11 protein-coding genes, 1 rRNA gene and 1 other annotated feature are annotated in these 13,430 nt (G+C 40.6%); all 12 genes read left to right on the plus strand.

Annotated features, from left to right (window positions below):
• Nucleotides 1-22 precede the first annotated feature (22 nt).
• The 12 genes from rrf to K3T81_RS17000 all read left to right on the plus strand — a co-directional run bounded on the left by rrf (nt 23) and on the right by K3T81_RS17000 (nt 13,429).
• A 5S ribosomal RNA gene (gene rrf / locus K3T81_RS16945) occupies nt 23-138 on the plus strand.
• Nucleotides 139-308: 170 nt separating this feature from the next.
• Nucleotides 309-983 carry an MgtC/SapB family protein gene (locus tag K3T81_RS16950; RefSeq protein WP_238021132.1) on the plus strand — a complete coding sequence of 225 codons (675 nt, stop codon included), beginning with the start codon at nt 309-311 and terminating at the stop codon, nt 981-983.
• A 212-nt stretch (nt 984-1,195) separates the two neighbouring features.
• On the plus strand, nt 1,196-1,663 hold the full coding sequence (locus K3T81_RS16955; protein WP_106895401.1) for a CtsR family transcriptional regulator: 468 nt from the start codon (nt 1,196-1,198) through the stop codon (nt 1,661-1,663).
• 12 nt (nt 1,664-1,675) lie between these two features.
• Nucleotides 1,676-2,224, plus strand: coding sequence for a protein-arginine kinase activator protein McsA (locus tag K3T81_RS16960; protein ID WP_161464207.1), 549 nt, complete (start codon nt 1,676-1,678; stop codon nt 2,222-2,224).
• The gene (locus tag K3T81_RS16965) at nt 2,221-3,285 is read left to right on the plus strand and encodes a protein-arginine kinase McsB (protein WP_238021133.1); all 1,065 of its coding nucleotides are present in this window, start codon (nt 2,221-2,223) and stop codon (nt 3,283-3,285) included. Before K3T81_RS16960 ends, K3T81_RS16965 begins: the two co-directional genes overlap by 4 nt.
• 16 nt (nt 3,286-3,301) lie before the next feature.
• Nucleotides 3,302-5,728 carry an ATP-dependent protease ATP-binding subunit ClpC gene (gene clpC / locus K3T81_RS16970; RefSeq protein WP_106895404.1) on the plus strand — a complete coding sequence of 809 codons (2,427 nt, stop codon included), beginning with the start codon at nt 3,302-3,304 and terminating at the stop codon, nt 5,726-5,728.
• A 279-nt stretch (nt 5,729-6,007) separates the two neighbouring features.
• Complete coding sequence (radA, locus tag K3T81_RS16975) at nt 6,008-7,381, plus strand: DNA repair protein RadA (RefSeq protein WP_106895405.1); 1,374 nt, start codon at nt 6,008-6,010, stop codon at nt 7,379-7,381.
• A 270-nt stretch (nt 7,382-7,651) separates the two neighbouring features.
• On the plus strand, nt 7,652-8,749 hold the full coding sequence (locus K3T81_RS16980; RefSeq protein WP_106895406.1) for a PIN/TRAM domain-containing protein: 1,098 nt from the start codon (nt 7,652-7,654) through the stop codon (nt 8,747-8,749).
• Between the two features lie 179 nt (nt 8,750-8,928).
• Entirely contained in the window at nt 8,929-10,398 is a 1,470-nt protein-coding gene (gene gltX, locus K3T81_RS16985; protein WP_238021134.1) for a glutamate--tRNA ligase, read from the plus strand.
• Nucleotides 10,399-10,556: 158 nt separating this feature from the next.
• Nucleotides 10,557-10,770: a binding site (T-box leader), on the plus strand.
• A gap of 217 nt (nt 10,771-10,987) precedes the next feature.
• Nucleotides 10,988-11,650 (plus strand): serine O-acetyltransferase, encoded by a 663-nt coding sequence (gene cysE / locus K3T81_RS16990; protein ID WP_106898441.1) that lies wholly within the window; start codon nt 10,988-10,990, stop codon nt 11,648-11,650.
• Nucleotides 11,631-13,028, plus strand: a complete 1,398-nt coding sequence (gene cysS, locus K3T81_RS16995; protein WP_238021135.1) for a cysteine--tRNA ligase — start codon at nt 11,631-11,633, stop codon at nt 13,026-13,028. The genes cysE and cysS overlap by 20 nt, the downstream gene beginning before the upstream one ends.
• A 2-nt stretch (nt 13,029-13,030) precedes the next feature.
• Nucleotides 13,031-13,429: a Mini-ribonuclease 3 gene (locus K3T81_RS17000; RefSeq protein ID WP_106895409.1), complete on the plus strand. Its 399-nt coding sequence runs from the start codon at nt 13,031-13,033 to the stop codon at nt 13,427-13,429.
• Nucleotide 13,430 lies beyond the last annotated feature (1 nt).

Here is a 13,430-nt window from a genome sequence, read left to right on the forward strand (position 1 = left end):
AAGATTCGGTTTAAAACCGAGGTCTGGTAGCAATAGCGGAGAGGTCACACCTGTTCTCATGCCGAACACAGAAGTTAAGTTCTCCAGCGCCGATGGTAGTTGGGGCTTTGCCCCTGCAAGAGTAGGACGCCGCCAGGCGAATGGAAATGCTAAGTTCACATTTATTGTGTCTTAGCATTTTTTTGTATATTGTTATAATGTTAGGGGGAACGCAAGAGTTTCTCTCTACTAATTAAGGAAAGATCATCATATTATAAAAGAGAAGACATTGTGGGGAGGTGTGAACACTGGAATCATTTATTGAAGGAATGCTTGGGGAAGACTTCCTCCTTATTATGGCCCGTATACTGTTTGCGCTACTGTTGTCGGGATTAATTGGATTTGAAAGAGAAATTAAAAATCACTCAGCTGGTTTTCGGACACACATTCTAGTAGGCGTTGGAGCATGTTTGATGATGCTACTATCTTTGTATGGATTTGATGTGTTTATGGAAACACATGAGAATGTACAATTTGATCCAGCGCGTATTCCCTCATATGTTATTAGTGGTATTGGATTTTTGGGTGCCGGTACGATCATAGTATATGGAGGTACAATAAGAGGATTAACTACTGCTGCCTCTATCTGGACAGTGGCAGGTATTGGCCTAGTCGTTGGCGCTGGCATGTATGCAGCTGCCCTTTTTACAACCATTGTTATTTTGTTAAGTTTAATCTTCCTTAATAACTTTGAAAAGCTCTTTAGAAAAGGGAGTACTTCCAACCTAATTCAAATTGTTGCACTACCCGATATTAAGGTGAATGATGTGGTATCCGCTTTTGAGAAGTTTAATTTGTCCATTAAGAATGTAGAAATTATTAAAGCAGAGCATGGTATACGGAACATCTTTATAAAAATTGATAGAAATGATCAGTTAAATAGAATTCACTTTTTTGAAGAGCTCTCTCGTATTGAGCATATAAAGAACATATCTGAAATTTGAAATCGAATAAACCAACAAAGAATCTTACAGTTTTATTTAGCTGTGAGATTTTTTGTAGGCTATAAGAGAAATCAGAGGTTTCGCCCTTGTGGTTTTTGTCTAAGATAAATAGGGAAAACAATTATTTGCATCTCTTGTGATTTGTCGTATAATAAGAATATAGTCAAAGATAGTCAAAGTCAAAAGCCTTTGTTGAAAAGGAGGTGCATAGTATGAGCAATATTTCCGACATCATTGAAAATTACTTAAAACAAATTCTTCAAGACAGAGGGAAAAATGCAATTGAAATAAAACGAAGTGAAATTGCCGATCAATTTCAATGTGTGCCCTCACAAATAAATTATGTTATTAAAACAAGATTTACTGTGGAAAAAGGGTATATAGTAGAGAGTAAACGGGGCGGCGGAGGATATATTCGAATCATGCGTGTTATTCATCAAGACAATTCCGAACTTATCGATGAAATTATAAACATGATTAATCCAACGGTAACGCAGCAGGCAGCAATAGATGTTCTCGATCGATTACTCGATGAACAGCTTATTACAACACGTGAAGCGAAGATCATGCTAAGTGCCATAGGAAGGAATACGTTAGCGTTTCAACTTCCTTTGCGAGATGAAGTGCGCGCAAGGGTCTTAACGGCCATGCTGTCTACATTGAAATACTTAAATAAGTAAGGGGGGTTTTTCATGGAATGTCAGGAATGCCATGAGCGTCCTGCTACACTGCACTTTACACAATACGTTAACGGACAAAAAAGTGAAGTTCATGTTTGTGAGGTTTGTGCAAAGGAAAAGGGATATATGAACTATCCTGAAGAAGGATATTCGTTGCATAACTTACTTTCAGGCTTAATGAATTTTGACACCTCTACGATTAAGGGACCACAGCAAAATACTTTTCAGCAGGTACAAGAATTACAGTGCCCAAAATGTGAAATGACATTTTCTGAATTCAAACAGGTGGGGAAATTCGGTTGCGCTGTATGCTATGACACGTTTTCCAGTCGCCTGGACCCTATATTCCGTCGTGTTCATGCAGGGAATACGAAGCATCAAGGTAAGATCCCCAAACGCCAAGGTGGAGACCTGCATAATAAGAAATTAATGGAAGATTACAAGTCCAAATTAAAAAGACTGATTGAAGATGAAGCCTTTGAAGAAGCTGCAGAAGTAAGAGATAAAATAAAGGCGTTGGAAAATAATACACAGGATCCGGAAGAGGGTGATCCTTCATGACACTACAAAATTTTATGAATGAAGCAATTAGTCCTTGGATGCGTGAGGAAGGGCCTGACAGTGACATTGTATTAAGTAGCCGTATACGTCTGGCGCGGAATTTTGCGAATGTGTCCTATCCAATTATTGCAGACAAGGATAAATTGGAAGAGATACGTGATTTCTTTCGTGACAATTATGAGAATCAATCATTTGAGGAATATAAGGATTTTGCTTTTGTGGCGATAAGTGATTTATCCCCTGTTGAGAAACGAGTACTGGTGGAGAAGCATTTAATCAGCCCCCATCTTGCGGAAAACGCAGAAATCGCTGCAGCTTTAATTTCTGAAAATGAACAGGTTTCCCTAATGGTCAATGAAGAGGACCATATTCGTATCCAGTTGTACCTCCCAGGTTTCCAACTGGAAAATGCATTGCAGAAAGCTTTTACATTTGATGATTTCCTTGAAGAAAAAGTCAATTATGCTTTTGATGAAACGAGAGGTTACTTAACAAGCTGCCCGACAAATGTCGGCACTGGCATGCGTGCTTCTGTTATGATGCATCTGCCCGCTCTGGCAATGACCAAGCAAATTAATAGGATGATTCCAGCAATTAACCAGCTCGGCCTTGTGGTTAGAGGAATCTATGGTGAGGGCAGTGAAGCAATAGGGAGCATCTTCCAAATATCTAATCAAATTACACTTGGTAAGACAGAGGAAGACATTGTCGAGGACCTACAGAGTGTAGTAAAGCAGCTAATTGATCATGAGAGAAAAGCACGCAGTCGAATTATGGAGCAATCAAGAACCTCATTGGAGGATCGAATTTTCCGTTCATATGGAGTCTTGGAATACAGCAGAGTCATCGAATCAAAAGAGGCAGCTGTTTGTCTCTCCAATGTACGACTTGGTATTGATTTAGGATTCATTGAAAACGTATCACGGAATATATTAAATGAACTAATGATTTTAACTCAACCAGGGTTTCTTCAACAATATGCGAAGCGTACACTTACCGCCAATGAACGGGATATACTTCGCGCTTCATTGATCCGGGAAAGACTGCAATTGGAAAAATAGTTAGGAGGAATACAATATGATGTTTGGACGATTTACAGAGAGAGCACAAAAAGTGCTTGCCTTGTCACAAGAAGAAGCGGTCCGTCTCGGGCACAATAATATTGGAACAGAGCACATCTTACTAGGACTGGTTCGTGAAGGTGAAGGCATCGCTGCGAAAGCATTGCAGTCCCTCGGATTGGAAGTAGCAAAAATTCAAGAAGAAGTAGAAAAACTAATTGGTGTGGGCAAACAACCAATGCAATCTATTCACTATACCCCACGAGCAAAAAAGGTGGTAGAGCTGTCACAGGATGAGGCAAGAAAGCTAGGACATTCCTATGTAGGAACAGAGCATATCCTTCTTGGTCTTATTCGTGAAGGTGAAGGGGTAGCAGCCCGAGTGCTTAATAATCTAGGTGTGAGCCTTAATAAAGCGAGACAACAGGTGCTTCAATTACTTGGAAGCAATGAATCGCAAGCAGGTCGCCAGGGCCGTGGGCAGCAGTCTAGTGCCAATACACCGACATTAGATTCACTAGCAAGAGATTTAACGGTAAGTGCGAAAGAAGGGAAAATAGACCCTGTTATCGGCCGTAGTAAAGAAATTGAACGTGTCATTCAAGTGCTTAGCCGTCGTACAAAAAATAACCCTGTTCTTATTGGTGAACCAGGTGTCGGGAAGACAGCTGTTGCAGAAGGTTTAGCACAGCAAATTATTGACAATGAGGTACCAGAAACATTACGTGATAAACGCGTTATGACCCTAGATATGGGTACAGTTGTTGCAGGTACAAAGTATCGTGGTGAGTTTGAGGATCGCCTTAAAAAGGTGATGGAAGAAATTCGCCAGGCGAACAATATTATACTGTTCATCGATGAATTGCACACCCTAATTGGTGCTGGTGGTGCAGAAGGTGCGATCGATGCCTCCAATATTCTGAAACCATCCCTAGCACGTGGTGAACTGCAATGCATTGGTGCCACCACGATGGATGAGTATCGTAAATACATTGAAAAAGACGCAGCGCTTGAGCGTCGTTTCCAACCAATCCAAGTGGATGAACCAACATTAGATGAGACGATTCAAATTTTGAGTGGCTTGCGTGATAGATATGAAGCACATCACAGGGTAACAATAACGGACGAAGCGATTGAGGCAGCAGCAAATCTTTCTGACCGTTATATTACGGATCGCTTTTTACCTGATAAAGCAATTGATTTAATTGATGAAGCTGGTTCTAAGGTACGCTTGCGTTCTTACACCGTGCCACCAAATTTAAAAGATCTTGAACAAAAGCTAGAAGAAGTACGTAAAGAAAAAGACGCAGCTGTTCAAAGCCAGGAATTTGAAAAGGCAGCTTCTTTACGAGATTCTGAGCAACGCCTACGGGAAGAGCTAGATGAAACGAAAAATCAATGGAAAGAAAAGCAGGGACAAACAGATTCTGAAGTAACAGTAGAGGACATTGCTAGCGTTGTTTCCATCTGGACTGGAGTACCTGTGTCCAGATTAACGAAGGACGAGACTGACCGTCTGTTAAACATGGAGGACACCTTACACAAACGCGTGATTGGTCAAGAAGAGGCAGTAAATGCAATCTCCAAGGCGATTCGCAGAGCGCGTGCTGGATTGAAAGATCCGAAGCGACCAATTGGATCCTTTATCTTCTTAGGACCAACAGGGGTTGGGAAAACGGAGCTTGCTCGTGCGCTTGCTGAGACCATGTTTGCCGATGAGGATGCTATGATCCGAATTGATATGTCTGAGTACATGGAGAAGCATTCCACCTCAAGGCTTGTTGGGTCACCTCCAGGTTATGTGGGATATGATGAAGGTGGACAGCTAACAGAAAAAGTCCGTAGAAAACCTTACTCTGTTGTCCTGCTTGATGAAGTGGAAAAAGCACATCCAGAAGTATTTAACATTCTATTACAAGTCCTTGAAGATGGAAGGTTAACCGATTCTAAAGGACGTTTAGTAGATTTCCGTAATACCGTGCTCATTATGACATCCAATGTGGGAGCAAGTGAGCTGAAACGGAGTAAGAACCTTGGTTTTACCCTTGGCGAAGAAGGCCAGGACTACAAAGATATGAAGGCTAAAGTAACAGAGGAAATGAAGAAAGCCTTCCGTCCGGAATTTCTTAACCGTATTGATGAAATGATTGTCTTCCATTCTCTTGAGAAGAAGCATATGAAAGATATTGTTACTTTAATGGTCAACCAATTACAAAGTAGACTAAAAGAACAGGATATCAATTTCTCCCTTACTGATAAGGCAGTAGAAAAAATTGCGAATGAAGGTTTTGATCCAGAATACGGTGCCAGACCGCTAAGACGTTCCATTCAAAAAAATATAGAAGACCTTTTATCAGAGGAATTATTAAAGGGCACCATAGAAAAAGGTCAAAAAATAAAAATAGGGCTGAACAGTAAAGGGGAATACACCTTACTGCCATAAACAGTTGTCATGAGACATGGTAAAAGCAGTTTGCTAACTTAGCATGGCCTATGGAAGGAGCTAGAAGATTAACAAGAATCTTCTAGCTTTTTTCACAAGGCTTTTTTTAATCGGGATCCCATGCGCCACATAATTTGCGGGACTTAGTTAGTAGTTTTTCTTCCCAATCTATAGCTAAATGTGGCATGAATATGGTAATTTTTAATTGAATTGATAGGAACCTGTAACTTTATATCGGCTCAAAACGTATATAATAGAAACAAAGAAGGGAATAAAGAGATGGCAAAGCGAAAAACAAAATTTGTATGTCAAGAATGTGGATATGAATCTGCCAGATGGATGGGCAAGTGCCCTGGCTGTAACAATTGGAACACACTTGTAGAAGAAATAGAAGCATCTGGCTCAGCAGGAAAGCATACATTCAATATAGGGTCCAAATCAGCAGGTAAGCCAGAAAAGATAACAGCAATTGAATCACAAAAAGAGCCAAGGATCACAACGGCCATGAAGGAATTTAACCGTGTGCTCGGTGGGGGTATTGTGCCAGGATCCCTTGTTCTAGTTGGTGGGGACCCAGGTATTGGGAAATCAACCTTACTACTGCAAATTGCTTCCCAGCTTGCAGATAAACAATTAAACGTGCTTTATATCTCTGGAGAGGAATCTACACGTCAGACTAAGTTGCGTGCAGACCGACTCGGGGTAACATCAGACTTATTATATGTATTATCTGAGACAAATTTATTTGATATAGCAAAGCAGATTGAGGAAATAAAGCCATCATTTGTCGTAGTAGACTCCATTCAAACGATATTTCGTGAAGAGATATCAAGTGCCCCAGGCAGTGTCTCACAGGTTAGGGAGTCTACAAGCGAATTAATGAAGCTAGCAAAATCCAATGGCATTCCGATCTTTATTGTCGGACATGTTACGAAAGAAGGGTCTATTGCCGGACCGCGACTTTTAGAGCACATGGTAGATGCCGTGCTGTACTTCGAAGGAGAACGACATCATAGCTATCGCATTTTACGTGGTGTGAAAAACAGGTTCGGTAGTACCAATGAAATGGGTATTTTTGAAATGAAGGAAGAAGGACTTCGTGAAGTCATGAATCCTTCCGAAATATTTCTAGAGGAGCGGTCCCAGGGAGCAGCAGGTTCAACAGTCGTCGCTTCCATGGAAGGAACAAGACCAGTACTTGTGGAAATTCAGGCACTTATATCTCCTTCGAGTTTCGGAAATCCACGGCGTATGGCAACGGGCGTTGATAACAATCGTGTCCCATTATTAATGGCAGTATTAGAAAAACGCGTCGGCCTTATGCTGCAAAACCAGGATGCTTATATAAAAGTTGCAGGCGGGGTTAAGCTTGATGAACCTGCAATTGATCTAGCAATTGCGGTAAGCATAGCCTCAAGTTTTCGCGATCAGCCAACAAAAGGTGAAGATATATTTGTTGGGGAGGTCGGTTTAACAGGAGAGATTAGAAGAGTCTCCCGCATAGAGCAACGGGTACAGGAAGCGGCAAAACTGGGCTTTAAACGGGTTATTTGTCCTAAGAAAAACCTGGATGGCTGGACTGCACCAAAAGGGATAGAAGTAATTGGTGTTGATACGGTACAAGAAGCGCTTAAGGTAGGGCTAGGTCAATAGATTACCATTAAAATGGAAAACTAGTAAAAAAGGTTTGAAATAGAATTAGGAGTATGGTACCATTATACGTTTAACAAATTGATTATCACAAAAAAATATGCTATGATAACTGCCATAAACTGTATTTGCTTAATTACTAGATGCTTCTTAGACTGAGACTTTCTAACGCAGTGTACCGGTGTTCGGCAATAATTGGTAGTAAGCTTTTTTTCTTATATAAGGGTTAGAATTAATGAAAAAGGTAATAATAAGGGTTAGGAGGTGACAGTGGTGCTCAAAAGAATTGTTCATTTGTTTTTTATTGTATTGGGTGGAACCATTGGATATTTGTATATACCAGTAATTATAAATTTATTAGATTTTACGGATGCTAGTTGGGTAGCATCACCCTATTTAGGGACGGTTATAGGAGCCATTATTCTATTTTTCCTTTCCTACTGGTTGGGAGATTACATTGTCGGGTTTTTGAAATGGGTAGAAGAGTCTCTCATTAAATTGCCGGCAGGAGATTTGTTCTTTGGAAGTGTTGGCTTAATCGTTGGGTTAGTGATCGCATACTTTATTAGTGCTCCGTTACAGGATATTAATATTGAAGTAGTCTCACAGGTTTTACCGCTATTTATTATGATTCTTCTAGGCTACTTTGGATTCCAGGTTGGTTTTAGACGAAGAGAAGAGTTTGTTAATCTCATGAACATTAATAAAAGAGAACGTGATAAGCGGAAAACGCCTGATGAAGAACTGCTTGTTAACAATCATCCAAAACCTAAAATTCTGGATACAAGTGTCATTATTGATGGACGTGTTGCTGACATATGTCAGACGAAGTTTTTGGAAGGTACAATTGTTATTCCGCAGTTTGTGCTTGGTGAGCTTCAACATATAGCTGATTCCTCGGATGTTTTAAAACGCAATAGAGGACGACGTGGCTTGGATGTACTGAATCGTATTCAAAAAGAGCTTCCTGTAGAGGTGCAAATTTATGAGGGAGACTTCGAAGAAATACAAGAAGTAGACAGTAAGCTGATTAAGCTTGCTAAGGTGATGGATGGTATTGTCGTAACAAATGATTTTAATTTGAATAAAGTTTGCGATCTGCAGAGCGTTGCCGTTCTGAATATCAATGACCTTGCCAATGCCGTAAAGCCGGTTGTTCTACCTGGTGAAGAATTAGTAGTACAAGTGATTAAGGATGGTAAAGAACATAATCAAGGGGTTGCTTACCTTGATGATGGGACGATGATTGTAGTAGAAGAGGGCAGGGATTATATCGGAAAAACGATAGAAGTGCTAATAACAAGTGTCCTGCAGACATCAGCCGGTCGCATGATCTTCGCGAAACCAAAATTACTTGAAAAAGCTTTATAAAAAGGGTATAACTAGTAAAGTGATAACAGAAATTGTTATCACTTTTTGATATACTTAAGAAAAGTGTTTAAAAGTTATGGGATTGGAAGAAACTTGATCTTACCAATACAGCCATTTAGTAGCTTTTAATTAATACGATAACATACACACTAAAAAGGAATAATTAGGGGGCACTTATGATGACAAATCAAGTTCGTGTTCGATATGCACCAAGTCCAACTGGCCATTTGCATATTGGAAATGCGCGTACCGCATTATTTAACTATCTATATGCCAAACACTTTGATGGGAAGTTTATTATTAGAATTGAAGATACAGATGATAAACGAAACGTAGTAGGTGGAGAAGAGAGTCAGCTTGAGTTTCTAAAATGGCTTGGCATTGAATGGGATGAGGGAGCGGATATTGGTGGAAACTATGGTCCATATCGCCAGACAGAGCGCCTTGACCTTTATAATAAATATGTGAAAGAGCTTCTTGAAAAAGATCTTGCCTACAAATGTTATATGACAGAAGATGAGCTCGAAGCAGAGCGTGAAGAACAACGGGCCAATGGGCAGGTTCCGAAATATGCCGGTAAACATAGCAACCTAACACCTGAGCAAATAGAGCAATTTGAAAAAGAGGGACGGAAGCCGAGCATTCGCATGCGCGTTCCAGCTGGGAAAACATACACTTTTAAGGATCTAGTTCGAGATAATATTACGTTTGAATCAGAAGACTTTGGTGACTGGGTTATCGTGAAGAAAAACGGCATCCCTACGTATAATTTCGCAGTTGCGATTGATGATCACTTAATGGAAATTTCTCATGTGTTGCGCGGTGAAGAGCATATCTCTAACACACCTAAACAGATGATGGTATATGACGCATTTGGTTGGGAGCCTCCAACATTTGGACATATGACTTTAATCTTGAATGAAGAGCGGAAAAAGCTTAGCAAACGGGACGAGCATATCCTGCAGTTTATTGAACAATACCGCAACCTGGGATACCTTCCAGAAGCATTGTTTAACTTTATTACATTGCTTGGATGGTCACCTGTTGGCGAAGAAGAAATATTTGATAAGCAAACATTGATTGAAATCTTTGATCCAGAGCGGTTATCTACTTCTGCGGCAATCTTTGATCGTCATAAACTGAAATGGATGAACAATGAATATATCAAAGCAATGGATCTTGATAAGGTAATCGACCTTGCGATGCCACAGCTAATTAAAGCGGGTAAACTCCCAGCGGATATGGATCAACAGAAAAGGGAATGGGCTGAAGCTGTCATCTCTCTATATCGTGAACAATTACGTTTCGGTGCTGAAATTGTTGAGCTAACTGAGCTATTCTTCAATGAATCACTGAATTATGATGAAGGTGCAATGGATGTTCTTCAAGAAGAGCAAGTACCGGAAGTATTACAGGTTTTTGCGGATAAGCTTATTCACTTGGATAGCTTTAACAAGGACGATATAAAAGCCCAAATTAAAGCGACCCAAAAGGAAACAGGCCATCGTGGTAAGAAGCTATTTATGCCAATACGAGTAGCTACTACTGGTCAGACACATGGTCCAGAGCTTCCAATGGCTATTGAACTGCTTGGCAAAGAGGTTATTTTGCAACGATTGGATAATGTTCTTAAACAATTAGGAGCGTAATGATTCACAACTTTAGGCAAATATAATATAGTATAGAATAAGTATTGCAGATTTAATTATCTTGGTGTGGAAGGACAATGTAAACGGCGCTTAGCTCATTTTGCTAGTACCTAGCTGGCTACGTTGCTTTAACGTTTATTCTCCTTTCTGCTTATTCATATAGAACGTTGAAGAGGGAAAGTAAAAAACAAGCTGCTTATCCAGAGAGAACCACCTTGGCTGTGAGTGGTTTTGGGCATTGTTTTTGAAGTGCTCCTCGGAGTCCGTTATGGAATATAAGTACATAACGGCGGTACTCTCCCGTTATGAGAGATTTGAGTTGGGAGGAGCTTTCCTCCAAACAGAGTGGGACCGCGCTAAAGCGTCTCTGTGTATACATGCACAGGGGCGCTTTTTTTACGTTGAAAACGTGTTTCATTGCACGTTAGGAAAGTATAAAATTTCAGCAAGGAAGCAAAGTCAACGCGGTGAAAATTTTGAAGTTCCAACTATAAGAAAGTCTTTCCCATTGGCTAAAGGACGAGCGAATGCGAGTTTTTCTAATGAAGGTATGACACGAATTGGCAAAGGAGGTTCGGCTTACTTGGGGATGTTTAAACGAATGAAGGAAGATATGGATGTAGTGTTTGAACAAGATCCGGCTGCACGTAGCTATATAGAAGTGCTTTTAACCTACTCAGGCTTACATGCCGTTTGGGCACATCGCATCGCACATGCTTTTTATAAGCGGAAGCTATATTTTATTGCGCGGGTTATCTCGCAGGTGGCAAGGTTTTTAACAGGTATAGAAATACACCCTGCGGCCAATATTGGCAGACGACTATTTATTGACCATGGAATGGGTGTGGTTATCGGGGAAACCTGTGATATTGGAGATAATGTGACCATCTTCCAAGGCGTAACCCTAGGAGGAACTGGCAAGGAAAAGGGGAAGCGCCATCCCACTTTAAAAGATCATGCCCTTATTGCAACAGGGGCAAAGGTTCTTGGATCGATTACCATTGGGGAAAGTGCAAAAGTAGGTGCTGGTTCTGTGGTCCTGATAGATGTTCCAGATCACGCAACCGTTGTTGGAATCCCTGGAAAAATAGTAAAACAAAATGGGGAGAAAGTAAGTAGAGAACTTGATCACAACAATTTACCTGATCCTGTACAAGATCGCTGTCAGCACTTACAGGGACAAATAGATGCACTGAAACTCGAATTAGCTCAATTGAAGGAAGGGAATAGCAATGGCGATAAAAATTTATAATACACTTACACGACAAAAAGAAGAATTTAAACCTTTAGAAGAAGGAAAGGTCAGTATGTATGTCTGCGGGCCAACTGTCTATAACTACATTCATATTGGAAACGCCCGTCCGGCAATTGTGTTTGATACGGTGAGGAGATATTTTGAATACGAAGGCTTTAAAGTCGACTATGTGCTTAATTTTACAGATGTAGATGATAAAATCATCAAAACAGCGAAGGAGCTAGGGGAAGAGGTACCATCCATTGCTGACCGATTTATCAATGCGTATCTCGAGGATGTTGATGCATTAGGAGTGAAAGAAGCTACCCATAATCCAAGAGTAATGGAGACAATGGACGATATCATCGCATTTATTCAGGTGCTTATAGATAAAGGGTATGCCTATGCGGTAGATGGAGATGTGTATTTCAAACCTCGTGCATTTGAGGGCTACGGGAAGCTATCGCATCAATCGATTGACGAACTCCGTTCCGGGGCGAGAATCCAAATTGGCGAGAAGAAAGAGGATCCACTTGATTTCGCTCTTTGGAAAAGTGCCAAGGAGGATGAAATTGCCTGGGAAACGCCTTGGGGAAAAGGTAGACCAGGTTGGCATATTGAATGCTCGGCAATGGCTAAGAAATACCTCGGAGATACGATCGACATTCATGCTGGTGGGCAAGACCTTGCTTTTCCACACCATGAAAATGAAATAGCACAATCAGAAGCTATGACTGGTAAATCCTTTGCAAGATACTGGATGCATAATGGATATATTAATATTGAAAACGAAAAAATGTCTAAATCACTTGGGAATTTTGTTCTGACAAGGGATCTGATTAATCACCATGATCCACAGGTGCTCCGCTTCTTTATGCTTAGTGTGCATTATCGTAATCCGATTAACTTTACAGTAGAGCTTCTAGAAAGCGCCAAAAACAGTCTGGAACGTATTAAGACCTCGTACTTTAATCTTGAGCATCGAAAAGCTTCTAGTATGAATTTGGATAATAATACAGAATGGCTGAAGCAAATCCAAGAGCACAAAAAAGCCTTCGAGCAATCCATGGAGGACGACTTTAATACAGCAAATGCCATTTCCGTGTTATTTGATTTAGCAAAAGATGCGAATGTGTATTTGGAATCCAAGCAAACGTCCACTCATGTTATTGAAGCATTCCAAGAGGCGATTGCGTCCTTGCTAAAGGTACTTGGGATAGAGCTGAATGAGGAAGCTGGTTTATTGGATGAAGAAGTTGAGTCTTTAATCCAGGAAAGAAATGAAGCCAGAAAAAACCGTAACTTTGCAAGAGCTGATGAAATTAGAGACAATCTGAAGGAACAGAGTATTATTCTAGAAGATACACCACAAGGAGTACGCTGGAAGAGGGGTTAACAATGGAGCGGAATGTAAAGCAAATGAAAAGTCTGGCTCTTGCCTATATGGGGGATGCGATCTATGAAGTTTATGTACGTGAGCATCTCCTGGATTCCGGCCAAGTGAAACCACACCAGCTCCATCAGCGGGCAATACGGTTTGTATCTGGAAAAGCGCAAGCAAATATAATCTTGCATTGGCTTGAGGTAAAGCATTTAACGGAAGAAGAGGAAAAAATCGTGGCCCGGGGGCGGAATGCCAAGTCGGGCACGATTCCTAAAAATATAAGTGTACAAACCTATCGTTACAGTACAGCATTTGAAGCGTTAATTGGCTATCATTACTTAATGAAAAATGAAGCAAGATTACAAGAGCTCTTGCAGGAGGCGATTGAATGGACAGAAGCGAGGATGGATTAAA

The sequence above is a fragment of the Oceanobacillus jordanicus genome (assembly GCF_022095695.1).
Lineage (GTDB): Bacteria > Bacillota > Bacilli > Bacillales > Amphibacillaceae > Oceanobacillus_B > Oceanobacillus_B jordanicus.

Coding starts and splice junctions, on each gene's coding strand:
- K3T81_RS16950 (WP_238021132.1), top strand. CDS start 309: ATGCTTGGGGAAGACTTCCTCCTTATTATGGCCCGTATACTGTTTGCG.
- K3T81_RS16955 (WP_106895401.1), top strand. CDS start 1,196: ATGAGCAATATTTCCGACATCATTGAAAATTACTTAAAACAAATTCTT.
- K3T81_RS16960 (WP_161464207.1), top strand. CDS start 1,676: ATGGAATGTCAGGAATGCCATGAGCGTCCTGCTACACTGCACTTTACA.
- K3T81_RS16965 (WP_238021133.1), top strand. CDS start 2,221: ATGACACTACAAAATTTTATGAATGAAGCAATTAGTCCTTGGATGCGT.
- clpC (WP_106895404.1), top strand. CDS start 3,302: ATGATGTTTGGACGATTTACAGAGAGAGCACAAAAAGTGCTTGCCTTG.
- radA (WP_106895405.1), top strand. CDS start 6,008: ATGGCAAAGCGAAAAACAAAATTTGTATGTCAAGAATGTGGATATGAA.
- gltX (WP_238021134.1), top strand. CDS start 8,929: ATGACAAATCAAGTTCGTGTTCGATATGCACCAAGTCCAACTGGCCAT.
- cysE (WP_106898441.1), top strand. CDS start 10,988: ATGTTTAAACGAATGAAGGAAGATATGGATGTAGTGTTTGAACAAGAT.
- cysS (WP_238021135.1), top strand. CDS start 11,631: ATGGCGATAAAAATTTATAATACACTTACACGACAAAAAGAAGAATTT.
- K3T81_RS17000 (WP_106895409.1), top strand. CDS start 13,031: ATGGAGCGGAATGTAAAGCAAATGAAAAGTCTGGCTCTTGCCTATATG.